This window comes from Candidatus Omnitrophota bacterium, from assembly GCA_026387175.1.
Taxonomy (GTDB): Bacteria; Omnitrophota; Gorgyraeia; order 2-01-FULL-45-10; family 2-01-FULL-45-10; genus CAIMPC01.
In genome coordinates, this window is sequence record JAPLME010000006.1 from 36,474 (window position 1) to 62,532 (window position 26,059).

Sequence of the window (26,059 nt, forward strand, 5' to 3'; positions counted from 1 at the left end):
TCGCACTGAAAATATTCTTCTCTACAGCGAAAATATTTTTTGGATCTTTGTTGCTCACGAATTTTTTAGGGGTCCTGCCGCTCTTTCGCCTTTTTTCCTATGCGAGGCTGTGTCCCGTACCCTTGCGCGTAACACTAGTCGATCGTGACAAGCCCCACTACGTACCGCCTCTTATTCGAAAAAAGGCTGGAAAGAGCGTCACCCCTAAAAAATTCCTGCTCCTTCTCACCCACCAGGATATTTTCATCTATGCTCCCATAAAGATTTTTCGGCTCAGTCGGTAGTAGCACCTTCGGGCGATGCTTTCGATGCCACTCAGTAATACCTCGCGGGGCAGTGCTAAGCAGGGCGTCGAAAGTCGCGAGCGGGCATGGATTTTTGGCCCTTATATTCTTATACGCCAAAAAGAGCGAGCGACCTTTCCGAGCAAAATTTCCACGCCGGGGAAATTTTGCGTCCCTGCGAAGCACTGCCCCGCGAGGGATAAACTGCGACAAGCGGAAGCAAGTGCCCGAAGGCTCTAGACTTGCGCTTGAGCCGAAAAATCTTAAAGAGCGAGGACGTCTTTCATAGTATAGAGTCCAGCCGGCTTTCCCACGATAAACTTCGCGGCCTTGAGAGCTCCCCTCACGAATATGTCCCGCGACTTGGCGCTATGCGTTATCTCGATCAGGTCCAGATCGCTATCGAATGTAATAGTGTGTTCTCCAACGATCTCATCCTCGCGGACGGACTCAATCGGAATGTCAATATTACCCTTCTCCGCCTTCACTATGCGAGCCATCTCTTTCGCGGTCCCGCTCGGAGAATCTTTCTTATGGATATGGTGCGCCTCGACTATCTCGATATTATATTCGGAGCCGAGTACCCTGGCGGCGTCCGCTATCATCTTGAATAATAGATTCACGCCAACTGACATGTTCGGGGAAAAGACCACCGGTATCTTCTTTGCGGCTTCCTTAACCCGATCTGCTTGAGCATGGGAAAGCCCTGTAGTGCCTATCACTATCGCCTTGCCCAGTTTTTCACAGAGTTCCAGATTTACTACCGTCGCCTCCGGCGTCGTGAACTCTATCAGGCAGTCACAGGACTCTACCGGTCCCTGCGGCTCGTCTCCCGCGTCAAAACCTCCGGACAACTCGAGCTGGGCGTCATCCTTCAAAAGCTCGATTATCTTTGAGCCCATCTTTCCTTTTGAACCGCTTACGCATATTTTGATCATGCTTTACTCCAATATTAGATCAGCTTATATTCCTTCAGCGTCTTGACTAACTTCTCCCTGTTTTCCATAACCATCTCGCACATCGGAAGCCTTAAAGTGCCCTCGCACATCTTCATCAGGGCCATCGCAGTCTTCACCGGTATCGGGTTGGTCTCTATAAACATCGCCTTCACGAGATTGAGCAGCCTGTAGTGAATCTTCTCAGCATTCCTGACGTCGCCTTTCTCGAAGGCAGCGCAGAGGTCCGCCACATCACGCGGAACTATGTTCGCGACCACCGAAATAACTCCGACGCCGCCTATTGCCATAACCGGCAGAGTGAGGGCGTCATCACCTGATATCAGCAGAAAATCCTTCGGGCATAGATTCCTGATCCTCGCCATCTGTTCAAGGCTTCCGCTTGCCTCTTTCACTCCGATAATATTTTTGATCTCGGCAAGCTTCACGAACGTCTCGGGCTCTATATTGACGCCCGTGCGGGAGGCGATATTATAAAGTATTATGGGAATATCAACGTTCTCTGCTATCTTCTTAAAATGCAGGTACAAGCCCTTCTGCGTAGGCCTGTTGTAATACGGGCTTACTTGCAGTGAGGCCTGAGCTCCCACGCTCTTCGCATGCCTGGTGAGCGCTATCGCCTCGTCGGTAGAATTTGAGCCGGTCCCGGCGATCACCGGGATGCGCCCCTTGGCATACTTTACCGTGAGCTCTATGACCCTATCATGTTCCTCATAGGAGAGCGTCGCGGATTCGCCTGTGGTGCCGCAAGGCACGAGCGCGGATGTGCCGTTCTTTATATGAAATTCGACCAGATTTTCGAGCGCCTTCTCATCGACTTTACCTTGTCTGAACGGCGTAACTAATGCCACCATCGAACCTTTAAACATTATTTATCACTCCTTCGTAAACGAGTTTCGCTTTTCCTTCAAGATAGATATTTTTGAAATTGCTTCCCACCTTATTAAAATATACTTTGAGCTTCTCCCCGCCGCGCGTATGGACGGTAACGGGCGAAGCCATGCCTTCGCGTTCAGCCGAGATGAGGGCGCTGGCGACCGAGCCGGTGCCGCAGGCAAGCGTCTCATCCTCCACTCCGCGCTCATACGTCCTCACTTTTATACTGTTCTTGCCGTTGACCTGCACAAAATCGGCATTGGTGCCTTCCGGCGCGAACTCACCGTGATTGCGTAAATGCGAACCGATATTCTTGACGTCCACCTTATCGAGATCTTCAACGAAGTGGACCACATGAGGTACTCCGGTATTGACAAAATTGAGTTTATACGGGCACTTATGTATCATCAGGCAGAGGTTCCATCGTATATCTTTCGGCTCCGTCAGCATCACTTTAACCAATTCGCCTTTTACGCTCGCCTTTAATGCCCCGGCCAACGTTTCTATAGTCATCTCTCTCTTAGCTATCTTCTTCTCTGCGGCGTAAAGCGCGATGCATCTGGAACCGTTACCGCACATATGGGCCTGACTGCCGTCGGGATTAAATATTCGCATCCTGAAATCGCACTTTTTCGAGCTTTCGACAACGAGCAGCCCGTCGGCGCCTATCGAATACTTGCGATCGCACACCTTCTTGGCTAAGGCCGGCAGGTCCTTAAGCGAAACCTCGCGGCTATCGACTATGATAAAGTCGTTTCCCGTAGCTACCGCTTTAGTGAATTTCAGAGTGCCCATCTATTTCAATGCTTTCGGTATGGTCTCGCCTTTGACGAGATCCTTATATGTCTCATGCCTGCGCACTACATAAAAATCTTTATCTATAACCATCACCTCAGCGGGCCGCGGCCTCGCATTATAATTACTGGACATAGTGAACCCGTATGCCCCGGCGCCCATGACGGCCAGAAGATCGCCCTTGGAGACTTGCGGGAGGAACCTCTCCTTCCCGAGGAAGTCGCCGGACTCGCATATCGGACCGACGATGTCCACTTTCTCGCAAGTCTCGGAACTATTCTCGGCCACTTTCACCGGCACTATCTTGTGGTACGCCTCATAGAGGCTCGGCCGTATAAGGTCGCTCATGCCGCTATCGACTATCACGAACTTCTTTCTCGGAGTCCTCTTCGTATATATAACGCGCGTCACAAGGACACCGCTATTGCCGGAAATGAATCTTCCCGGCTCAAGTATTATCTTAAGTCCGGAGGCCATGAGCAACGGCATCACTTTCTTCGCAAAGCTCTTGGCCGTCTGAGGGTTTTCTATCGAGTACATGATCCCCAGCCCTCCGCCGATATTGAAATATTCCACTTCTATCCTGCGGGCCTTCAGAAACTCCAATATCTTCTTTATCGCATCCTCAAAAGGGCCCGCGTCCAATATCTGCGATCCCACATGCACATGCACCCCGTTTAAATTGAGGTTAGGATATTTCCACCTCATATTGAATATCTTATGCACCGTATCGAAATCGAGGCCGAACTTCGTACCGCCCTTACCGGTCGCGACGTAATGATGTGTCTTCGGGATGACGTCCGGGTTTATCCTTAGAGCTACATTGACCTTCTTGCCGAGCTTATGGGCTATGCGCTGGATCTCATCAAGCTCATCCTCCGATTCCACATTGAAGAAGAGTATCCCGAACTTTATCGCGTCCCTGATCTCATCCGGCTTTTTGCCGACGCCCGCATAGACGACCTTTTTCGGATCGACCCCGGCCAGGCGCGCCCTGTAAAGCTCTCCGCCCGACACGATATCGAGGCCGGCGCCGCTCTTCACAAGCGCCCTGACCACCGCAAGGTTGGAGTTGGACTTCATCGAGAAAGAGATGAGGGGATTTATAGGCTTAAACGCCGTCTTCAGTTTCTTATAATGGTCTATCAGCGTCTTGTAACTATAGAGATAGAACGGCGTATCGACCTTCGAAGCTATGTCGGCCACCTTAATATCTTCGCAATAAAACTCATTGTCCTTGAAACTGAATTCATGCATTGTCCGGCTCTCTACTTTCTTTTTATGGATCTCTTCGCCTCTACCGAAACTTTCGGGTTAAACAGCTTCAAGATCTCTTCCCTTTCGAATTTTCCCGAGAATTTACCGAGCTCCGTCTGGCTCATGCTCTTTATCTCGATATTGTTATCAATGGAATATTTTATCAGCTTGCCGACGATCGTATGAGCCGCCTTGAAAGGCACAAGCTTATCCACGAGATAATAGACGAGATCCGTCGCGTATAGCGACTCGTCCTCGAGATGTCCCTCGATCTTTGCCTTGTTAAATTTCAGCGTTGTGATAATCCCCGTCAATATCTCCAGCTCGGTCAGCGCTGTCTCTATAGAGCTAAAGAGCGGCTCCTTATCGCACTGCATGTCCCTGTTATAGGCGAGCGGCAAGCCTTTCATCACGGTAAGTACCGCCATCAGGTTCCCGTAGAGCTGACCTGTCCGGCCCCTTATCAGCTCCAGTGAGTCGGCATTCTTCTTCTGTGGCATGAGCGAACTGCCGGTGCAGAAAGCTTCGTCGATCTCTATAAAGTCGAACTCCTTCGTCGACCATATAATGAAGTCTTCGGAGAGGCGCGATAGATGCATCCCCAGGATCGCCAGCGCGCTCAATATCTCTATCACGAAGTCCCTGTCGCTGACCGCATCAAGCGAATTAGCCGCAGCTTCTATCTTAAAGCCGGGCATGGCCACATTATAAAAGCCGGAGGCCACGGGCGTGCCCGCCAGCGCCCCGGCGCCCATCGTAAGTTTTATATTATTTGAAATGGAGGCAAGCCTTGCGCCGTCCCTGTTTAACATCCGTACGTGGGCGTTCAGATAATCCTTAGCGTAGACCGGTTGAGCGTGCTGCATATGCGTGAAGCCCGGCAGTACCAGATCTTTATTTTTGAGCGCAAAGGTATTTATCGCCGCTTCAAGCCGGACGATCTGAGCGACCAGTTTGGCCAGTTCCGTCTTACAGTATACCTTGACGGCAAAGACTACCTGATCGTTTCTGGATCTTGCCGTATGAAGTTTGAGGGCAAGGTCCCCCGTAGCACCCAGAAGCTTATTCTGAATATCCGTATGTATATCTTCGCACTGATCGTCGTATTTGAACGTTCCTTTAATAACAGCCGCGTAAATGCGCTTAAGCGCTTTCGTAAGCTTGCCGGCCTCCCGGGACGTTAAATACTTCGCCTTCTTCAATATCTGAACATGCACGATGGAACCGAAGATATCGTATTTCGCCAGTTTATGATCGTACTGTATAGACCGCGAGAATTCCTCTACCAGAGGATCGGTCTTTTTCGCGAACCTTCCGCCCCATAACTTCTTAGCCATATATACCTCTTTTTAATTATATCTTGCCTTTATAGAGGCCCTTGTACGGCAGGCCCCATAGATCCAGAAATCCTTTTGCGAGAGATTGATCGAAGAGATCGCCCTCCTCATAAGTCGCAAGGGATTTCTTATACATAGAGTCAGGGCTCTTTCTACCCGCTATCGAGCATCTCCCCTTGTGAAGCTTCAACCGGACCGTACCGTTGACTTTATCCTGTGTCTCGTCTACAAATTTATCGAGCGCTTCCTTAAGCGGAGTATACCACAACCCGTAATAGGCGAGCTCCGCGTACTTCAGCGCTATCTGGGCCTTGAAGTGAGCGAGCTCTCTGTCGAGCACCAGGCTCTCGAGCGCCCTGTGAGCGGTAAGAAGCGTCCATCCCGCCGGAGCCTCATATATCTCCCTGGACTTTATACCGATGAGCCTGTTCTCTATCATATCGCTTCTTCCCACCCCATGCTCACCCGCTATCTTGGAGAGTTTAAGGATGAGATCCACGCCCTTCATCGCCTTACCGTTAAGTTTCACCGGTATGCCTTTCTTGAATTCTATCTCTACGTAAGCAGGCTTGGACGGTGAAGCGTCCGCGCTCTTAGTGAGCTGATATATATCTTCGTCGGGTTCATAATAAGGATCCTCCAGCTTCCCGCTCTCAATCGATATCCCCCAGAGATTTACATCGATCGAGTAAGGCTTCTTCTTGCTGGCATCGATCGGTATATTATTCTCTCTCGCGTATTCGATCTCTTCCGTTCTCGTCTTGAGCTCCCATTCTCTTACCGGGGCCATTATCTTCAAGCCGGGATCCAGAGAACGTATAGTTACTTCAAACCTCACCTGGTCGTTGCCTTTTCCGGTGCATCCGTGCGCGAGAGTACCGGCATGCTCTTTATGAGCGAGCTTCACCATCCCCTTAGCTATAAGCGGTCTAGATAGCGCCGTCGCAAGAAGATATCCGGATTCATAGACGGCATCGGCCTTTAGCGCCTTAAAGACAAAGTCCTTCACGAACTCATCCTTGAGGTCATCGACGATGACTTTTACCGCGCCTGTCTTCAGTGCCCTCTTCTTATAAGAAGCAAAATCGGACCCCTGCCCGACGTCCGCCATATAGGCGATTACGTCATAGCCTCTATTCGTCAGCCATTTTATGATCACAGACGTATCTAACCCGCCGGAATACGCAAGAACAACTTTCTCTCTCATCTTAAATTCTCCCGATCACTTTAAAAGTTTTAACAGTATCGCTTTCTGCACATGCATCCTGTTCTCTGCCTGGTCATAGACTATAGAGTGTCTGGAATCCATGACGGAATCGGATATCTCCTGTCCGCGGTGAGCCGGAAGACAATGCATAACGGCATGCGTCTTCTTCGCCAGCTTCACAAGTTTATCGTTCAGCTGGAAACGCTTAAATTCCCTTATTCTCTTAGCCGCCTCTTTCTCCTGGCCCATACTCACCCAGACGTCCGTATAAAGAACATCCGCGTCCCTTGCCGCTCTCTTAGGATCGTTGGAGATATCCAGATTCGCCCCGGACTTCGCGGCAAACGCTCTTGCTATGCTTATCACTTCCTTATCGGGAGCATAATGTTTGGGCGTCGCGACCTTCATGTCGATGCCGAGCTTCGAGGCAAGGCACATCAGCGAATTCAACACATTATTACCATCGCCGATGTAGCTTATCGTGATGCGCTCCAGCGTCCCGAACTTCTCTTCTATGGTGAATATATCACCCAGCGCCTGGCACGGATGCGCCATATCGCTCAATCCGTTGATGATAGGGATCGACGCATATCGCGCGAGCTCCTCTATGACCTCATGCTTGTAGGTCCGGGCAACTATCCCGTTCAGGTATCGCGATAACACGCATGCCACATCCTTTACCGATTCCCTGCCGCCCATCCCTATCTCGCTTGAGCCCAGATATATAGAATGGCCCCCCATCTGGAACATGCCTATCTCAAAAGAGACACGAGTCCTGTTCGACGGTTTCTGGAAAATAAGGCCTATCGACTTACCCTTAAGCGCGTCCTGATATCTGGAGGGGTTGGCCTTTATATCTTCGGCTAAATTGATTATTTCAAAGATCTCCTGAGAACCGAGGTCCTGTATTGATAGCAGATCTTTTTTCATCTCAAAAACCCTCTTTTCTTTATTTAAAACTTTGCCAGCACCTTATCGAGTATCGCGATCGCTTTGTCAATTTCGGCTTTGGCGACCGTCATCGGAGGCATTATGCGAAGCACCGTATCCTGCGTGCAATTTATCAATAGGCCCTCTTTCAGGCATTCTTTATAAATATCTTCACCCTTTATCGATAATTCGATTCCGAATATGAGCCCCACACATCTCACTTCTTTTATGAAATGATATTTTGCCTTCAGGCTCTCGAGTTTCTTCTTTAAATAAGCGCTCATTTTATTTGTATTGGCAAGCAGCTTCTCTTTCTTTATCGCTTCGAAGACGCCCAATGCCGCGGCGCAAACTATGGGTGAGCCGCCGAACGTCGAAGCATGCGTTCCGGGCGTAAGCACATCCTGGAATTTTTCCCGGGCAACACAGGCTCCTATCGGAAGCCCGCCGCCTAAAGATTTTGCAAGCGTCATGACATCGGGAGTAACTCCGAATACCTGGCTGGCGAACATCTTACCGCTCCTCCCCATACCCGTCTGCACCTCATCGAATATCAGGACCAGGTCCTTTTGATCGCAAAACTGTCGCAGCGCTTTCATGTAGTCAACGCTCGGTATATTAATGCCGCCCTCACACTGTATCGGCTCAAGCATTATGCCTATTGTCTTTTTATTAACGGCGTTCTTAACGGCGTCGATATCGTTAAACGGTACGTGAACAAACCCCGGCAGGAGAGGTTCGAAGCCTATCTTCACTTTATCCTGGCCTGTCGCCGTTATCATCGCTAACGTTCTGCCGTGAAACGACTTTGTCATTGTTATGATCTCATATCTTCCGCTCTCGTGTCCGTACTTTCTGGCAAGCTTAACCGCTGCCTCGTTGGCCTCGGCCCCTGAATTAGCGAAGAAGACCTTGCCGGGGAATGAGTTATCGATAATCACCTTCGCAAGAATGGCCTGCAGTAAAGAGTAATAGTTATTCGATACGTGCATCAGCCGCTTTGCTTGATCAGAAACCGCTTTCGATACGATTGGATGGCAGTGGCCTATTCCTGATACCGCCCAGCCGGGGAAGAAGTCCAGATACTTGTTGGCTTCGGCATCCCAGGCTATAGCGCCTTTGGCTTTTTCCAGGCATAAAGGAACTCTCTTGTAAGTCTTCATCACATACTTATCATACATAGCTATTACTTTATCGGTCTTATCCATTTGTATCCTCTATTAATAACAACTTTACCGCACTACCTCTGTACCGATACCTTTATCGGTAAATATTTCCAAAAGGAGCGCGTGCGGAATGCCCGCGTCCAGAATATGCGCTTTCCTGACGCCGCCCTTTATCGCGTTTATGCAGGAGAGGGCCTTAGGTATCATTCCGCCCTCTATCACCTTCCTCTTAATGAGCCTCTCGGCATCGGTTGCCGTAATAGTGTTATATAGCGATTCCGGATCCTTCCTGTCTCTTAAAACCCCCCTTACATTCGTGAGCAGTACAAACTTCTCCGCATTCAACGCGACGGCGATCTCGCTCGCCACATCATCGGCATTCACATTATACACGTGATGGTCGCGGCCCATACCCAGCGGATAGATGACAGGTATGATATTGTCCCTGATCAATCTCCTGATAACCGTCGTGTCGACAGAAGTGACCTCTCCGACGTAACCCAGATCTATATCGCCCTTTATCTTCTTAACACGTATTAGGCCGTTCTCCCTGCCACTTATCCCGAACGCTTTTGCGCCCATGCTCTTCAGGGCATTCACGATCTTTCCGTTTATCGTCCCGAGCGCCCTTTCGATGATCGCCAGCGACTTATCATCGGTGTATCTGCGGCCACCGATGAACTTGGGCTCAATGCCGGCCTTCTTCATCATCTTGGATATATAAGGGCCGCCGCCATGGACTATCACGGGCCTCATGCCCGCGTAATTCATGAACATTATGTCCTCTAGGATAGCGGGATCCAGCCCCCTCTCGTCGACGCTTGAACCGCCGTATTTTATAACGATCGTCTTCTCGAAGAACTTTTTGATATGAGGCAGTGCCTCTATCAGGACCTCACTCTTCTTGATAGCTTCTTTCATATTAAGTGCTGTACTCCGAATTTATCGCAACATACTCTTTGGAAAAATCACAGGTCCAGGCCTTTGCACCGGCCTTACCGCTCTTCAGATCGATCGTTATATAAACTTTCTTATCTTTAAAATATTTTCTTGCTTTCTCTTTTTCAAAAGTCTTGCAGATTGCACCGTTAGAAAGGGCTTTGACCGGCCCCAGATAGATATCCATCTTATCTATATCGAATTCAACCCCGCTTGCGCCCGCCGAGGCCACAACCCTGCCCCAGTTCGGGTCCGTACCAAAGATCGCGCACTTCAGAAGATTTGAGGTCGATACTTTGCGCGCCACCTTCCTGGCGTCATCGACGGTCTTTGCGCCCTTCACCTCTATCTCGACAAACTTCGTCGCGCCTTCGCCATCGGCGGCAAGCATCTTTGCCAGTTCCCCTGCCATATATTTCAGCGCTTCGGTAAATTTCTTGTAGCCTTTATCCTTGTTGGTGATCCTCTTATTTCCTGCCAGGCCGTTAGCCATTATAAAACAGGAGTCGTTCGTGCTCATGTCGCCGTCGGCGGATACCATATTGAACGAATTCGATATCGCTTCCTCGAGCGACTCCTCAAGCATCTTCTTCGATATGGAAACATCCGTAGCTATAAATGCGAGCATCGTCGCGTGCTTGGCGGTCTTCATCTCCGGATAGAGCATCCCCACGCCTTTACACGCGCCGCCTATCGTTACCACCGAATTGCCAAGTTTTACCTTAACGACAAACTCTTTCTTCTTCGTGTCCGTAGTCATTATGGTTTCGGCGAAGATGGAGCTATTCTTTTCCGATAGTCCTAGAGCAAGCTCCGGAAGCGCCTTAACGATCTTTCCTACCGGCAGTTTCACGCCGATTATGCCCGTAGAGGCCACAAGGACCATACGCTTATCAAGGTCGAGCATCTTAGCAGTACTCGATGCCATAGCCAGAGCATCCTTTTTACCTGTCTTGCCGTTCGCGCAATTGGCGTTACCGCTATTAACGATTATCGCCTGATGGGTCTTGCCGCCGAGATGCGTCATGCTTATCTTCACTGGCGATGCTTTGCACCGATTAGTCGTGAATGCGCCCGCCGCGACCGCAGGCACTTCAGAATATAGAAGCGCCAGGTCCTTCCTGCCCGAAAACTTGATCCCTGCTTTCACGCCGCTGGCCATAAACCCCTTGGCCGATGCCACTCCACCTTTAACTGTTATCATCTCTACAGCAACCCTTCTGTTTCAGCAAACCCGCACATCAGGTTCATATTCTGGACGGCCTGGCCCGCGGCGCCCTTCACAAGGTTGTCGATACAGGATACGACTATCAACGTGGAGCCGGACACCTTCACTCCTATATCGCAGAAATTGGTGCCAACTACATCCCGGATCTGGGGAAGCTTGCCCGTATCGTAAACTCTCACGAAAGGTTTTCCCTTATAAAATGCCTTATAAATATCAACGGCTGCTTCGGTATCAAGGGGCTTCGTCAGTTTCAAATATATCGTCGAAAGTATGCCGCGGTTCATAGGAATGAGATGCGGCGTAAATACGATATCTATCTCTTCTCCCGCAACGCGTGAAAGTATGGTATTTATCTCGGGCTTATGCTGATGGTCATTGACCTTGTATGCTTTCAGGTTCTCATTGACCTCACAGAAAATGAGCCCGATGTCGGCTTTTCGCCCTGCGCCCGTAACACCGCTCTTTGAATCCGCTATCATATACGACCGATCGATCGCTTTCTCGGTAAGTATAGGCGCGATGCCCAATATTACGCTCGTCGGATAGCATCCGGGATTTGCGAGAAGTTTTGCTTTCTTGATCCGATCGCAATAGAGTTCGGGAAGGCCGTAAACAGCCTGGGCGAGATTTGCGGTGTCTTTATGGGCAATGCCGTACCACTTCTCGTACACCTTCGGGTCCAGCCTATAATCGGCGCTCAGGTCCACGACAAGCTTTCCTGCCTTCAGGAAGGCCGGGGCTATCTCCATCGAAACTTTATGCGGCAGGCCTAAAAATACGAGATCGACGTTCTTCGCCATCCCTTGCGGGTCCGGTTTCTTACAGATGACATCAAGCTTGCCTTTAAAGACAGGAAGAAGCGAGCTTATCGGCTCTTCCTTGTCGATTATAGCCGAAAGCTCCGTTATCTTCACGCCTTTGTGACGTATCAGTATCTTAATAACTTCTTCGCCTGCGTATCCTGTAGCCCCAACCACTCCTACTTTAAGCATATTTATGTCCATCCTTATCTTAAATTCCCGACGAGGTTTATTCATTTATCTTAAAACAAAAGACCCACTGTGTCAACTAAAATCATCGTCGGAGTTGACCCGGTGGGTCTCGAAATTGCCTTCGGGAAACCTTGTTAAGGTTTCGGGATTATCTCTTGGTGAACTGGAATCTCCTCCTCGCCCTCTTCCTGCCGTATTTCTTGCGCTCCCTGGCTCTCGGATCGCGTGTCAAGAACCCTGCTTTCTTTATGGCTGCCTTAAGATTTAAGTCCATCTTCACGAGGGCTCTGGCTATTCCAAGTTTCACCGCGCCTGCCTGGCCGCTCAATCCGCCGCCGTTGCAGTTCGCGTATATATCCAGCTTCGACACAAGATTGGCAAGCTCCAGAGGCTGCATTATCACCAGGCGGTTGACCTCCCTGGGGAAATAATTCTCGAACGGCCTCTTATTGACGGTTATCTTGCCGGCTCCGTCCATAATTCTCACGCGAGCGATTGAATTTTTACGTCTTCCAGTAGCTATGTATTGAACTTTCTCCGCCATTTATTTCTGTCCTTTTTCCTTTATGATCAGCTCTTTGGGGTTCTGAGAAGCATGCGGATGTTTATCATCGGCATAGACCCTGAGTTTCTTTAGCATCTTCGCACCGAGTTTGTTCTTAGGCAGCATTCCATGGACCGCATGCCTGATAACGCGCTCCGGGTCTTTCTTTAAGACGGTCTCAAGGTTCTCGGTATTGAGGCCTCCCGGATATTCCGAATACCTCTTATACTCTTTCTGGGCAAGTTTTTTACCGGTGACTTTTATCTTGCTAGCGTTTATCACGATCACTTCGTCCCCGACGTTCTGGTGAGGCGAGTATATGACCTTGTCCTTACCTATTAATATACTTGCGACCCTGGTAGCCAGGCGGCCCAGGATTTTATCCTTGGCATCCACTATATACCAGATCTTCTGTATATCCTTATCTTTCGCTATAAATGTTTTCATAAGACTTTGAATGTTATCACATACCCCTATATTTGTCAAATAAATATTTTACGCTTATCTTTAAACCGGGATGGATGCCTTAAGGAGCGTTTTCAGGTGAGCTTCTATATCTTTAACAGCGACTTCTGTAATAACGCCTGATTTCCGGTCCTTCACCTCTACGATCCCCTTCTTCGCGTTCTTCGCGCCTACCACTATTTTTATAGGTATACCGATAAGGTCCGCATCTTTGAATTTAACGCCCGCCGTTTCATTCCTGTCATCAAAAAGGGTCTCTACACCTGAGCCGGATAACCTATCATAAACGTCTTCAGCGACTTCTTTCACCTTCTTATCATCCATATTAAGGGCTATAATAATTGCCTGATACGGAGCTATCGATAAAGGCCATATGATCCCGTCCTTATCATTATTCGTCTCTATCACGCTGGCCAGTATTCTCGTAACTCCTATCCCATAGCAGCCCATGATCGCCGGCAACTCTTTACCGTCTTTATCGAGTACCTTTGCGCCTAACACATCCGAATATTTTGTACCGAGCTTGAACGTATGGCCGACCTCTATCGCCTGTTTTATTTCTATAGGCTTACCGCAGGCGGGGCATCCATCGTCCTTTGTTATCATCCTGAGATCCGCGAATTCTTTGGTCTCGAAATCGCGGCCGGTATTGACATTGATGAGATGGGTATCTTTTTTATTCGCGCCGGTAATAAAATTCGCCATCCCCTGAACGGTATTATCGGCAATTATTCTTACGTTCCTCAAGCCCACCGGTCCGGAAAAACCGACCGGGGCATGCGTCACATCCTCTATGGTTTTTACATCCGCAAGCCCAAGCGTAGCGGCCTTTAGATAATTCTTAATCTTCGTCTCATTCGCTTCATGGCTGCCGCACAATAGTACCGCTATAGTGTTGCCGTCCGCTTTATAGATGAGCGTCTTCACCAGTTTTTCCGCGCCCACTCTGAGCAGTTCAGACACTTTCTCGATCGTGGTTATGCCGGGTGTGTCGACCTGGGCGATCGGCAGTGTCTTTTCTTTTGCCGCTCCCCCCTTTGTCTTGGATTTACATGCGGCGACTTCGGTGCTAGCGGAATATTTGCACTTCGAACAAACTACTATCCTGTCCTCTCCGGCTTCGGACGGCACCATAAATTCATGTGACATGCTCCCGCCCATCATCCCGGGATCGGCCTCGACAGGTATATAAGGAAGCGCGCATCTCTCGAATATCCTGCAGTACGCTTCGTACATCTTCTTATAGCTCTCTTCCAAGCCCGGTACATCGCAATCGAAAGAATAGGCATCCTTCATTATAAATTCCGAGGTCCTCATCACGCCGAAACGGGGCCTGGGTTCATCCCTGAACTTTGTCTGGATCTGGTATAGTATAAGAGGAAGTTCCTTGTAGCTCCTTACATTGTTTGCCACGAGATCCGTCACTATCTCCTCATGGGTGGGCCCGAGAAGGCATTCTTTGCCGTGCCTGTCCTTAAATTTTATAAGCACATCCCCGAGAAGATCATAACGGCCGGTCCTCTTCCATATCTCAGGCGGATGTATCGCCGGCAGGAGCACTTCCTGACTGCCTTTAGCGTCCATCTCTTCCCTGATGATCTTTTTTACTTTCTCAAGCACGCGAAATCCGAGCGGCAGATATGAATAGACTCCCGATACCAGTTTTCGTATGAACCCGCCGCGTACCATAAGTTTATGGCTTACCACCTCCGCATCCTGCGGATCTTCCTTAAGTGTCGGGATCAAGCTTTTAGACCATCTCATATTTTCTTCAATTCCTTCAATAGTTCCGCCGCAAAATCACTCTCTTTGACGCGCCTGACTATCCTGCCGTTAATAAATAATACGCCCGAACCCTTGCCTGCCGCTATGCCTATATCCGCTTCCCCGGCTTCACCGGGGCCGTTCACTTCACAGCCCATTACCGCAATCTTGATCGGACGCCTGGCTGATAGCTGATAGCTGATAGCTGATAGCTTGCGTTCGACATCCGCCACTATTTTCAACAGATTGACCTGACATCGGCCGCATGTCGGACATGATATTATCTCAGGCCCGAAGTTTCTCAAATTTAAAGCGCTTAAAATTCTCTTCGCCGCGCTAACCTCTTCTACGGGATCGGCCGTTAAAGATACCCTGATAGTATCGCCTATACCGTCCAATAGAAGTGCCCCTATCCCGATCGATGATTTAATTATTCCGGCTTCATGCGGACCCGCCGCAGTAACACCAAGATGCAGAGGATAGTCGCAAGCCCCCGATATCTTTCTGTAAGATTCCACCGTCGAGATAACATCGGAAGCTTTAAGAGATACGATTATATCATGAAAATCCAGTTCTTCAAGGATTTTAATATACCTCTTCGCCGCACTGACGAGCGCATCGGGCGATCCGGCGCCGGCAGAGCCTGAATTCACGCCTACCCTTATGGGGATCCGCGCTCTCGAGGCGGCTCTAACTACCGCCGCTATCTCTTCTCTCTTTCTGATGTTGCCGGGATTGAGCCGAATCTTATCTGCGCCGGCCTTTATGCAGGCGAGCGCTAAGGTGTAATCGAAATGGATATCGCAGACAACAGGTATCTTTGCCTTATCCTTTATCGCCTTCACGGCAAACGCATCGTCAGAATCCTTGATAGCGACTCTCACAATTTCGCAGCCGGCGGCCTCTAACCGCTTGATCTGGGCAACCGTTGCCTTCACATTCGCTGTCCTGGGCGTCGTCATCGACTGGATCGAGATAGGCGCATCCTCGCCTATCCTCACCCCGCCGACCTTAACCTGTCTCGTTCGTCTGCGCTTTATCATGATACATTATCCATGAATTTTTATTATCCTGTCTAGGCCTTACAGGTCGCTGTCCCAATCTCACTCTCTACTCACCCCTCGCCAGAATATTTTTGGATTACTCAGCACACCCTTGCGTAGGGGTGTTGAGCGGGGCGTCGAAAGTCGCGAGCGGGCATGGATTTTTGGCCCGGGTATTCCTATCATGCCAAAAAGAGCGAGCGATCTTTCCGAGCGAAATTTCCTCGCAGGGGAAATTTCGCGTCCCCGCGAGGCACCCCTACGCAAGGGTGTGTTAGCGGTGAAAAATTTTCGCTACCTTATCGAAGACTCCAAACTTCATAATATCGTTATAGAATATGAATATCGTCAGCATGATTAGGAGGGTTACGCCGACATTGGCTATAGCCTCCTGCGCCTTAAGCGATAACGGCTTGCCGCGGAGTTTTTCGATCCCGAGAAACAGTATATGGCCGCCATCCAGTATAGGAAGCGGCAGAATATTGAATATGGCAAGCGACGCGCTCAATACGCCCATCAGATGCAGTATGTAGATGAGCCCCATCTTCGCGGCCTGTCCGGTCACGACGAATATCCCTATAGGCCCTGTGAGCGATTCTTTTACGGAAAGCCTTCCTGTCAGGATCGACCAGAGGGCCTTATATGTAACGGCGGTCAGCTGCAGCAGTTTTCTCCCGCCCATATAGAGCGACCGGGTGAAGCCGTACTTTACGCTCTCGATCGTCTGTGACGGCGTCACGCCGATCAGCGCAATGCTGACTTCAGCGCCGAAGATATCCTTGGCCTTACGCACGATAGGCGTTATCTCCTTGTCGAACGTCTTGCCTCCCCTGACTATCGTAAGCTTAATAGCGCTTTCGTCATGTTTATGTATAGCCTCGGTCATATCCTCCCAGTATTTCACTGCTTTTCCGTCGACCGCCTTAACTACGTCTCCGACGGCCAGGCCCTGCTTGGAGGCCGGATAATCCTTCATGAGCCCGCCGACCTCTGTAGTCATCGTGGGGCTCCCGAACATGAATATCACCGAGAATATTAAGAACGCCAGGAAATAGTTTAATAGCGGACCCGCGAATATTATCTTAAACCGGTCTCCTATACTTCGCGACAGGAACTCCCACTTCTCGCCGGCGAGCTTCTCCCACGGCTCGTCGCCGGCCATCTTGACATAACCGCCGAGAGGTATAGCCGATATCATATATTCGGTATCGCCTCTCTTTACGGAAAATAGCTTAGAGCCGAATCCGAAAGAAAATTTCTGCACCCGCACTCCGAGACACTTTGCCGTTATGAAATGGCCCGCCTCATGCACAAGCACCAATATGCTTAAGACGATTAAAAAAGATACTAACGATAGCATAATCTTCCGGTCTCCTCTCTCGCCCACGAGTCAGCATCCAAAACGTCTTTTACTGAAATGACGTTTCTGACATTTCTATGCCTCGCCAGGACCTTTTCAATTATTTTTGGAATATCCGAGAATCCTATCTTTCCCTCTAAGTAATTCTTCACGGCTTCCTCGTCTGATGCGCACAGCACGGCCGGAGCCAGCGCGCCTGAGGCGGCAGAAGCCCTCGCAAGCGCCAGACAGGGAAACTTCTTTATATCGGGCCTGCGGAATGTGAGCGCGCGGCATTTGAAAAAATCTATCCTATCCACTATCGCCTTCGAACGTTCAGGGAAAGTGAGGGCGTATTCTATCGGAAGCCTCATATCCGGCACCCCGAGTTGCGCTATCACAGCCGCATCGGTGAACTCCACCATAGAATGCACTATCGCCTCAGGATGTATAAGCACCTCAATCAATTTTTCGCTTATATTGAACAAGTGCTTGGCCTCGATTATCTCGAGCCCTTTGTTCATCATCGTAGCGGAGTCCACTGTTATCTTCTTCCCCATCCTCCACCTGGGGTGCTTCAGAATGTAATTAAGAGGAAGAGAATCGAACTTATCCCTTTTGACGTCCAGCAATGGCCCGCCTGAACCTGTAAGGTATATCCTGGAAACGTAATCGCTCTTGCCGTCGATGCATTGGAATATCGCGCTATGCTCGCTATCGATCGGTATTATTCTTACGCCCTTCTTCGCGGCCAGGGACATAACAAGCCCCCCGGCGCTAACCAGAGCTTCTTTATTGGCGAGAGCGATCTCTTTTTGATTCTCTATCGCGTCGAGGAGCGGGACGAGGCATGCCGTGCCGCTTATGGCAAAGACGATAATATCGACATCGCGCCTCGCAGCTATTTCCCGTAAACCCGGGAGCCCATAGACAATAGCGGTGGACGGAGGTAAAAGCCTATTTGCTTTGCGCGCCAGCGCCTCGCTTCCCACGGAAACTATTTTCGGCCGGAATACACGCGCCTGTTTGGCCAGGAGCTCTATGCTGGAATCTGCGCTAAGCGCCGTTACCTTAAACCTGCCGTTAAGGCGGGATATAACATCTAATGTATTAACACCGATGGAACCCGTGGAGCCTAATATCGCTATCTTCTTCATCGTTTCATCATTACTTCCACATAGAAATAGAATATCGGCGCGGTGAAGAGAAGGCTATCGATAAGATCGAGTATGCCGCCGAACCCCGATAGGATCGCGCCGGAATCCTTAACACCGCAATCTCTCTTCAGAAGCGATTCAGCGAGATCCCCGACCTGCGCCAGTATACCTAAAAGCAATCCGAGAACCACGAGATGTCCCATAGGAAAACTCGGCAGATAGAGTTTACCGAAAACCGCGGTCAAGACGCTGAATAGAAGGCCGCCCATAGTGCCCTCCACCGTCTTATGCGGGCTTATCCTGGGTATCAGGTTATGTTTACCTGCGAAGTTTCCGACAAGATACGCTCCGACATCCCCCATCTTGGTCACAAGCACCACGAAAGATACCAGGAGTGCGCCCTGGGGCATGAATTTCAGTTTTACGAAGAAAGAGAAGAACCACGCTATGTATAACAGGCCGAATAGTGTGACGGCTATACTGGCAAGCGACTGAGAGCTGTCGCGTCTTATGAATTGCAGGACAAAGATGAAGAGGCACGCTATGACTATAAAGAACGGCTCAAGCGTAAAGTACCCTTCATATCCTTTCTGAAAATATATTATGATCGGGATAAGCATTCCTATGCTTATCCCGAAATATTTGTAAACTATTATATTCTTTTTTTCGGCAAGAACGAAGAACTCCTTTAAGCTCACACCTATCATCGCCGACGCCAGAAGCGTGAATATCCAGTTCGGAGAGAAGAATACCACCAAGACGACAGGAGTGGTCACAAGGATGCTGGTGATGATTCTTTTTGTAAGCGAACGATTATCCACCAAACCTCCTCTCTCTCGCCTGATAGTCATGCACGCACTTTTCAAAATCTTCTTTTTTAAAATCCGGCCACAATTTTTCAACCACGCAGATCTCCGAGTAGGCTATCTGCCATAAAAGAAAATTCGACACCCTGAACTCTCCCGAGGTCCTTATCAACAGATCCGGATCCGGCAGTCTCCTCGTATAAAGATAATCCGCGAAGAGCTTCTCATCTAGACCCCCGGGGTCTATCTTCCCTTCGCGAACGTCTTTCACAATATCGCGGACAGCGTCTATTATCTCCGGCCTTCCGCCGTAATTAAGCGCGAGATTGAGGATAAGGCCGGTATTATTTTTAGTCTTCTCTATCTCGGCTTCTAATTTAATTCTCAAAGAATCCGGAAGCTCGCGCAGCCTGCCTATGACCTGGAATCTGATATTATTCTTAAGTAATTTATCGCCTTCGCTCGCCAGGTAATGTTCCAGGAGCTTAAAGAGCGCGGAGACCTCTGTCTTCGGCCTCTTCCAGTTTTCGGTGGAAAAAGTGTAAAGGGTCAGTACTTTCACGCCGAGATCGCTGGCGGCCTGCATAGTCTCCCTGGCCGCTTTGATGCCCGCGCGGTGCCCCTCTATCCTGGAGAGTCCTCTACGAGCCGCCCACCGGCCGTTGCCGTCCATTATTACCGCAATGTGCTGAGGTATATTCTTTGAGGTGTTCATCTATTTGATGAGGGTGAAGCTCATGATAAACGAAGCAAATACGATGGAGACCATCGACATGAGTTTTATCAATATATTGAGACTGGGGCCTGACGTATCCTTGAATGGGTCCCCGACCGTATCGCCGACAACTCCCGCTTTATGCGCCGCCGAGCCCTTACCGCCAAAATTACCCTCTTCTATGTATTTCTTCGCGTTATCCCACGATCCGCCTGAGTTCGCCATCATTATGGCAAGAACGAAACCCGAGACTGTAGCGCCGACCAGCATTCCGGTGACGCTGTCAACGCCTGCAAGGATTCCAACCGCTATGGGCGAGGCTATTGCCAACATGGACGGCAGGATCATCTCCTTTTGCGCGGCCGCGGTAACGATATTAACGCATCTCGCGTAATCGGGCTTTGCCTTGCCTTCCATAATACCCACAATCTCTTTAAACTGTCTCCTCACCTCGACCACGATGGCGCCTGCCGCCCTTCCGACCGCGCTCATCGTAAGAGAGCAGAATACAAACGGAAGCATGCCGCCTACTAATAGGCCCACCAGCGTCTTAGGATTCATCATCGAGAGGTCGATCTTCCCGCCCATTATCTCTATCTGATCGCGATATGCCGCGATAAGCGCCAGGGCCGTGAGCGCCGCCGAGCCTATCGCAAAGCCTTTACCGGTGGCAGCCGTCGTATTGCCGAGAGAGTCGAGGGCGTCCGTCCTCTGCCTTATCTCTTTCGGCTGATGCGTCATCTCCGCGTTTCCGCCCGCGTTATCGGCCACCGGTCCATAAGCATCTGTAGCAAGAGTGATGCCAAGGGTCGATAACATTCCTACCGCCGAGATGGCGACGCCGTATAGGCCTAAATTCGCGTTAGCTGCTCCGCCCGACATGTAGTAACTCGCCATGATCGCGATCGCTACCACTATCACAGGCACTACGGTAGACAGCATCCCTACCGACATTCCGCTTATTATGACCGTCGCCGGGCCTGTAACAGATGAAGCGGCCACCGCCCGCGTGGGTTTGTACTTACTGGACGTAAAATATTCCGTTGAAAGGCCTATCAGGACTCCTGCCACAAGGCCCGACAGGACCGCCCAATAGACGCCTATATACTGCATTCCGAGATTATATTTAACTACAAAAAATGAAATGATCGCTACTATGATGGAACTGGAGAATACGCCGCGCCTCAGCGCCGTCAACAAAGCTCCCTGATCGGCCTTCTCCTCTGTCTTCACAAAGAAAGTCCCGGCGATCGACGCCATCACTCCTACGGCGGCCATCACCATAGGTATGGTTACAGACTGCAGACTTAAGCCCAATCTTCCGAACGCCGCAACGCCTAATGCAGAGGTAGCGACTATCGACCCGACGTATGACTCGTAGAGGTCCGCACCCATTCCGGCAACATCACCGACGTTATCGCCGACGTTATCGGCTATAACCGCGGGATTTCTCGGGTCGTCTTCCGGAATGCCCGCTTCCACTTTTCCTACCAGGTCCGCGCCTACGTCGGCGGCTTTGGTGAATATTCCTCCGCCCACCCTGGCGAATAAAGCCTGGGAGCTGGCGCCCATTCCGAAACAGAGCATAGTCGACGTTATCGCGCCAAGTTTATCCATACCATGCGGTGTCACATGGGACGAATACCACCAGTCCAGGAGATAATACCATATAGACAGGTCCAGAAGCCCCAGGCCGACCACGACCAGTCCCATGACCGCGCCCGATGAGAAAGCGATGCCAAGCGCGGTATTCAGGCTCGTTTTTGCGGCATTGGCGGTCCTGGCGCTCGACCTGGTCGAGATAGACATTCCGATAAAACCCGACAGGCCCGAGAAGAATCCGCCGGTTAAAAACGCGAACGGGACGAATATAGGAAGCTTGCCGCTTAACGCAAGCGCAATAAGCACGAGGAACATGACGCCGAAGAATATCGCGACTCCTGAATATTGCCTTTTTAAGTATGCGTAGGCTCCTTCCCTGACAGCATCCGCTATAGCTATCATATCGCCGGTCCCCTCGCTCGTCTTCAATATCTTCATCGCGAGATACCCCGCAAAGGCAAGGGCCAGGATAGATCCGATAGGGGCAAGAACTAAAAGATCTAAATGCACCTCAATCTCCTTTCGAGAATGTCTGGCTTCTTTCGGAGCCTACCGATATGAGCACTATCTTTGTCTTTAATAAATACTGCATCCTCTTCAGGTATTTCTTCGCGTTATCCGGTAATTTCGAATAAGAGGTGATCCTGGTAGTGGGCTTGCGCCAGCCCGGTAATTTTTCGTAAATAGGCCGGCAATCGTTGAGGACTTTGATACTGGAAGGAAAATCGTTATATATCTTATCGCCGAATTTATAGCCTGTGCATATCATTATGGTATCCAGGTCATCCAGCACATCAAGCTTGGTGACTACCAATTCATCCAGGCCGTTTACCATTACCGCGTGCCTTACCACCACACTGTCGAACCATCCGCAGCGCCTGGGGCGGCCCGTGGTAGCGCCGAACTCTTTGCCCTTCTGCCTGATCTTCTCCATAAGCGCGGCGTCGAACTCTGTCGGGAAAGGCCCCTCACCGACCCTGGTCGTGTAAGCTTTGACCACACCTATGACCTTATCTATCTTATTGGGGCCCACACCGGTACCTATCGACGCGCCGCCCGCGGAGGAATTAGAAGATGTCACGAAGGGATATGTGCCGTAATCGACGTCCAGAAGCGTGCCCTGGGCGCCCTCGAAGAGCACGCGCTTTTTATCAGCTATAGCATCATTAAGTAATCGCTTTGTATTGCAGACATATTTCTTTATCTTTTTACCGTAATCCAAATACTCTTTATAGAGGGAGTTGAGCTCAAATCCTTCTGATCCGTATATCTTCTCCAGTATAAGATTCTTCTCCTCCAGGTTATTCCGTAACTTCTCTTTAAGCGTGTCCTCTTCCAGGAGATCGATTATCCTTATGCCGCTGCGCGCGACCTTATCCGCATAGCATGGGCCTATACCTTTCTTGGTCGTGCCGATCTTCCTCTTCTTTTGTTCTTTAAGCTCATCCAGAAGTTTATGATATGGCAATATTACATGCGCTTCTTCGCTTATGAAGAGCCGTCCGTCGACTTTTATCGCGCGCCCTTTGAGCATCTCTATCTCTTCCAGGAGCGCCCTGGGATCTATTACGACTCCGTTACCGATAACGCAGATTTTGTTTTTGTGGAGTATGCCTGATGGTATCAGATGCAGTATAAAGGAATCTTCGCCTATAACTACTGTGTGGCCCGCGTTATTGCCGCCCTGATACCTGACTATGTAGTCGGCCTTCGCGGAAAATATATCTATTACCTTACCCTTGCCCTCGTCTCCCCATTGCGCCCCTACGATAACTGAACTTGGCATAATATTCCTTCTACGGCGTCATCGTAAATATCTGACGCGCTATCTCCGGATATTTCGCGATAAATAACAGTTCATCCTGCGTAAGAGGCTTCTGGGTGTGCACATTAGCGTACCTGACAAGCTCCAGGATCTTTGTAGCGTCCTTGTCATCTTTAAACTTTATTTCAAGCTTATCATAAACGTTCCTGAAACCTTTTATACCGCTATACTCTCCCGCCGTTATCTGCCTGCCCGTCTCTATGATCTCCGGCTCGCCCCTGCCGAGTTCTTCGAAGTCATAGAGCTCATAGTTGCGCCTGTCCTTTAACGCTCCGTCAGCGTGTATTCCCGACTCATGCGCGAACGCGTTAGCGCCTACGCCCGGCTGGTTGATCGGTATCGGAACTCCGAACGCGTAGGAGGCATATTTAGATATCTTCCAGGCGTGATTAAGCTTCACGCGTTCATCGAGTGAGTAGCGCCCGGCAAAACCGCTTGAATATTTTACCGCAAGTATGGTGCTGACGAGATCGGCATTACCGGCTCTCTCGCCCATGCCGTTTACCGTAGTGTTGATATACGCGTCGACCCCGCCGTCTATCGCGCCCTTGGCGCCGGCGAGCGAAACGGCCACGACCATGCCGAGATCATTATGGCAGTGCAGCTCTATCGGCAGCCTCACTTCTTCCGCGATTATCTTTATCCTGTTATATATCGTAAACGGATCATCATGGCCGAGCGTATCGCAATATCTTATCCTGTCGGCGCCCGCCTTCTTTGCCGCACGCGAGAACTTTATCAGATAATCGATATGCGTCCTAGATGCGTCTTCGGCGTTAACGCCTAAAATCTTTATGCCGTGCTTGCGGGCCATATGCACAGCCTCGACCATCTCTTTGATGACATCTTCTTTGGTATACTTTCCCTGGAACTTTCCGCCTATCATCTGTTCGGACGTGGAGATCGAGAGGTTCATGTTCTCGACCTTGGTCATCTTACAGGCCTTCTCGACATCCTGCTTAATGGCCCTGATCCAACCGCTTAATACGATGGGTTTCAGCACACCCATTTCGGCAAGCTCCAGATTAGCGTTAAGATAATTGGTTTCATGGCGCGTCACGGGGAACCCGAATTCGGACTGGCAAACACCCATATCGTTCAGATACATATTGATCATAGTCTTTTGGAGCTTCGCCAGGCCGAGCCTTGAAGTCTGCACTCCGTCCCTGTTAGTTACATCGACTATATATATTTTTTTATTCTTTGCCATAATTCGCTCTCTTTCGGTTCGCTATACTTTGATCAATTTTACGCCATAGATGTTCGGCGCGCTTCTTATCTCATCCAGAACACTCTTCGGCACATCACTATCGATATTCAGAATGCTGACGGCCTTACCGCCCTTCGCCTCACGGCCGAACGACATTCCGGCAATATTAACACCATTCTTGCCGAGTATCGAACCTATCTGCCCTATAATGCCCGGGACGTCTTTATTGCTTGTCACAAGCATATATCCTTCCGGGACTGCGTCGACATACGATTCGTCGATCTTGACTATGCGCGGATGAACCTTGGTAAAGAGCGTGCCGATAATAGAGCTCTTCATCTTATCGGTTTCAACCTCGATTATAATGAGGCTGGCAAAGTCCTGCACTTCCGCGGCCCTGGTCTCCACAATATTTATACCGCGCTCTTTGGCTATAACCATCGAGTTTACGAAGTTAACCGTCTCCTGAAGTATCGGCGTAAGCATTCCCTTCATGATCGACAACGTAAATGGCGAAAGATCATACTTCAGGATATCCCCGACGTACTTTATCTTGACTTTCTTCATGTGCCCATCGACGAGCTGGGCCTGCATAGCGCCCATCTTCTCGGCCAATTTAAGATAAGGATCTATGACCTTACACATCTCCGGTTCTACGCATGGTACATTGACCGCATTACGGATACAGCCGCTCATAAGATAGTCGCGAACCGTATTGGCCACCTCTATAGCGACGTTGGTCTGCGCCTCTTCCGTAGATGCTCCGAGATGCGGCGTCAATACGACCTGAGGGAGTTTCAAAAGTTTATTATCCTTCTGCGGAGGCTCATTTTCATACACATCGAGCGCGGCCCCGGCGACTTTACCGGCCTCTATCGCCTTGACAAGCGCGGCTTCATCTATAATACCGCCTCTGGCGCAATTTATAACGCGCACGCCCTTCTTCATAAGCTCAAACTGCTTATCCGATATAAGATGATTAGTCTGATCCGTAAGCGGTGTATGCACGGTGATATAATCGGAATTTTTGAATAGGGCATCAAGGTCCGCCGGCTCTATGCCCAGCACCTTGGCTCGTTCCATCGAGAGATACGGATCATATGCGAGGACCTTCATGCCGAAACTTAAGGCGCGTTTAGCCACCTCGGTGCCTATGCGGCCCAACCCCACTATGCCGAGGGTCTTGCCATAAACCTCATGGCCCGTGAATTTTTTGCGTTCCCATTCGCCGTTCTTCATCGAAAGATCGGCCTGCGGAATGTTCCTCGATAACGCGAGCATCATAGTGAACGCGTGCTCGGCCGTAGATATCGTATTCCCCGCGGGAGTATTCACCACTATGATGCCCTTCTTTGACGCGGCTTCGACATCGACATTGTCCAGCCCCACGCCAGCCCTTCCTATTATCTTCAGCTTATCAGCGGCCTCTATGATCTCCTTCGTAACTTTTGTGCCGCTGCGCACCGCCAGCGCATCATAATTCTTTATGATATCTTTAAGCTGAGCGGGCGTAAGCTTCGTATTGACATCGACCGTCAACTCCTTCTCCTTCTGAAGGATCTCTACGGCCTCCTTCGAGAGCGAATCGCTTATCAGGACTTTGTATGGCATCTTTGGTCTCC

Annotated in this window: 24 protein-coding genes; all 24 read right to left on the bottom strand. The window is 50.0% G+C overall.

The annotated features are described in order from the left end of the window. Positions 1 to 134: 134 nt before the first annotated feature. Positions 135 to 404, bottom strand: a complete 270-nt coding sequence (locus NTY76_02095) for a hypothetical protein (GenBank protein MCX5677877.1) — start codon at positions 402 to 404, stop codon at positions 135 to 137. A 143-nt stretch (positions 405 to 547) separates the two neighbouring features. After that, the gene (gene dapB / locus NTY76_02100) at positions 548 to 1,222 is read right to left on the bottom strand and encodes a 4-hydroxy-tetrahydrodipicolinate reductase (GenBank protein ID MCX5677878.1); all 675 of its coding nucleotides are present in this window, start codon (positions 1,220 to 1,222) and stop codon (positions 548 to 550) included. 14 nt (positions 1,223 to 1,236) lie between these two features. Further along, positions 1,237 to 2,109, bottom strand: coding sequence for a 4-hydroxy-tetrahydrodipicolinate synthase (gene dapA / locus NTY76_02105; protein ID MCX5677879.1), 873 nt, complete (start codon positions 2,107 to 2,109; stop codon positions 1,237 to 1,239). Further along, positions 2,102 to 2,911, bottom strand: a complete 810-nt coding sequence (dapF, locus tag NTY76_02110; GenBank protein ID MCX5677880.1) for a diaminopimelate epimerase — start codon at positions 2,909 to 2,911, stop codon at positions 2,102 to 2,104. The genes dapA and dapF overlap by 8 nt, the downstream gene beginning before the upstream one ends. Beyond that, positions 2,912 to 4,168: a diaminopimelate decarboxylase gene (gene lysA, locus NTY76_02115; protein ID MCX5677881.1), complete on the bottom strand. Its 1,257-nt coding sequence runs from the start codon at positions 4,166 to 4,168 to the stop codon at positions 2,912 to 2,914. An 11-nt stretch (positions 4,169 to 4,179) separates the two neighbouring features. Next, positions 4,180 to 5,505, bottom strand: a complete 1,326-nt coding sequence (gene argH / locus NTY76_02120; protein ID MCX5677882.1) for an argininosuccinate lyase — start codon at positions 5,503 to 5,505, stop codon at positions 4,180 to 4,182. A gap of 16 nt (positions 5,506 to 5,521) precedes the next feature. Continuing rightward, positions 5,522 to 6,712 (bottom strand): argininosuccinate synthase, encoded by a 1,191-nt coding sequence (locus NTY76_02125; GenBank protein ID MCX5677883.1) that lies wholly within the window; start codon positions 6,710 to 6,712, stop codon positions 5,522 to 5,524. A gap of 15 nt (positions 6,713 to 6,727) precedes the next feature. After that, the gene (gene argF, locus NTY76_02130; protein ID MCX5677884.1) at positions 6,728 to 7,642 is read right to left on the bottom strand and encodes an ornithine carbamoyltransferase; all 915 of its coding nucleotides are present in this window, start codon (positions 7,640 to 7,642) and stop codon (positions 6,728 to 6,730) included. Positions 7,643 to 7,665: 23 nt separating this feature from the next. After that, positions 7,666 to 8,850, bottom strand: a complete 1,185-nt coding sequence (locus NTY76_02135; protein ID MCX5677885.1) for an aspartate aminotransferase family protein — start codon at positions 8,848 to 8,850, stop codon at positions 7,666 to 7,668. Between the two features lie 24 nt (positions 8,851 to 8,874). Then, positions 8,875 to 9,729, bottom strand: a complete 855-nt coding sequence (gene argB / locus NTY76_02140) for an acetylglutamate kinase (GenBank protein MCX5677886.1) — start codon at positions 9,727 to 9,729, stop codon at positions 8,875 to 8,877. A 1-nt stretch (position 9,730) separates the two neighbouring features. Further along, positions 9,731 to 10,951, bottom strand: a complete 1,221-nt coding sequence (gene argJ, locus NTY76_02145; GenBank protein ID MCX5677887.1) for a bifunctional glutamate N-acetyltransferase/amino-acid acetyltransferase ArgJ — start codon at positions 10,949 to 10,951, stop codon at positions 9,731 to 9,733. Between the two features lie 2 nt (positions 10,952 to 10,953). Continuing rightward, positions 10,954 to 11,967 carry an N-acetyl-gamma-glutamyl-phosphate reductase gene (gene argC / locus NTY76_02150; GenBank protein ID MCX5677888.1) on the bottom strand — a complete coding sequence of 338 codons (1,014 nt, stop codon included), beginning with the start codon at positions 11,965 to 11,967 and terminating at the stop codon, positions 10,954 to 10,956. A 148-nt stretch (positions 11,968 to 12,115) separates the two neighbouring features. Beyond that, the gene (rpsI, locus tag NTY76_02155; GenBank protein MCX5677889.1) at positions 12,116 to 12,511 is read right to left on the bottom strand and encodes a 30S ribosomal protein S9; all 396 of its coding nucleotides are present in this window, start codon (positions 12,509 to 12,511) and stop codon (positions 12,116 to 12,118) included. Beyond that, positions 12,512 to 12,958: a 50S ribosomal protein L13 gene (gene rplM / locus NTY76_02160; GenBank protein MCX5677890.1), complete on the bottom strand. Its 447-nt coding sequence runs from the start codon at positions 12,956 to 12,958 to the stop codon at positions 12,512 to 12,514. Between the two features lie 60 nt (positions 12,959 to 13,018). Beyond that, positions 13,019 to 14,740 (bottom strand): proline--tRNA ligase, encoded by a 1,722-nt coding sequence (locus tag NTY76_02165; protein ID MCX5677891.1) that lies wholly within the window; start codon positions 14,738 to 14,740, stop codon positions 13,019 to 13,021. Next, positions 14,737 to 15,783, bottom strand: coding sequence for a flavodoxin-dependent (E)-4-hydroxy-3-methylbut-2-enyl-diphosphate synthase (gene ispG / locus NTY76_02170; GenBank protein ID MCX5677892.1), 1,047 nt, complete (start codon positions 15,781 to 15,783; stop codon positions 14,737 to 14,739). Before ispG ends, NTY76_02165 begins: the two co-directional genes overlap by 4 nt. A 274-nt stretch (positions 15,784 to 16,057) precedes the next feature. Continuing rightward, positions 16,058 to 17,143 (bottom strand): RIP metalloprotease RseP, encoded by a 1,086-nt coding sequence (gene rseP / locus NTY76_02175; GenBank protein MCX5677893.1) that lies wholly within the window; start codon positions 17,141 to 17,143, stop codon positions 16,058 to 16,060. Beyond that, positions 17,131 to 18,279, bottom strand: coding sequence for a 1-deoxy-D-xylulose-5-phosphate reductoisomerase (gene dxr / locus NTY76_02180; protein ID MCX5677894.1), 1,149 nt, complete (start codon positions 18,277 to 18,279; stop codon positions 17,131 to 17,133). The genes rseP and dxr overlap by 13 nt, the downstream gene beginning before the upstream one ends. Further along, the gene (locus tag NTY76_02185; protein ID MCX5677895.1) at positions 18,276 to 19,100 is read right to left on the bottom strand and encodes a phosphatidate cytidylyltransferase; all 825 of its coding nucleotides are present in this window, start codon (positions 19,098 to 19,100) and stop codon (positions 18,276 to 18,278) included. The genes dxr and NTY76_02185 overlap by 4 nt, the downstream gene beginning before the upstream one ends. Then, a complete protein-coding gene (locus NTY76_02190) occupies positions 19,093 to 19,800 on the bottom strand; it encodes an isoprenyl transferase (protein MCX5677896.1) in 708 nt (235 codons plus the stop codon). The genes NTY76_02185 and NTY76_02190 overlap by 8 nt, the downstream gene beginning before the upstream one ends. Continuing rightward, a complete protein-coding gene (locus NTY76_02195; protein MCX5677897.1) occupies positions 19,801 to 21,912 on the bottom strand; it encodes a sodium-translocating pyrophosphatase in 2,112 nt (703 codons plus the stop codon). It lies immediately after the preceding gene. Position 21,913: 1 nt separating this feature from the next. After that, positions 21,914 to 23,188, bottom strand: coding sequence for an adenylosuccinate synthase (locus NTY76_02200; GenBank protein MCX5677898.1), 1,275 nt, complete (start codon positions 23,186 to 23,188; stop codon positions 21,914 to 21,916). A gap of 10 nt (positions 23,189 to 23,198) precedes the next feature. After that, complete coding sequence (locus NTY76_02205) at positions 23,199 to 24,437, bottom strand: homocitrate synthase (protein ID MCX5677899.1); 1,239 nt, start codon at positions 24,435 to 24,437, stop codon at positions 23,199 to 23,201. A 21-nt stretch (positions 24,438 to 24,458) separates the two neighbouring features. After that, positions 24,459 to 26,048 (bottom strand): phosphoglycerate dehydrogenase, encoded by a 1,590-nt coding sequence (gene serA, locus NTY76_02210; GenBank protein ID MCX5677900.1) that lies wholly within the window; start codon positions 26,046 to 26,048, stop codon positions 24,459 to 24,461. Between the last annotated feature and the right edge of the window lie 11 nt (positions 26,049 to 26,059).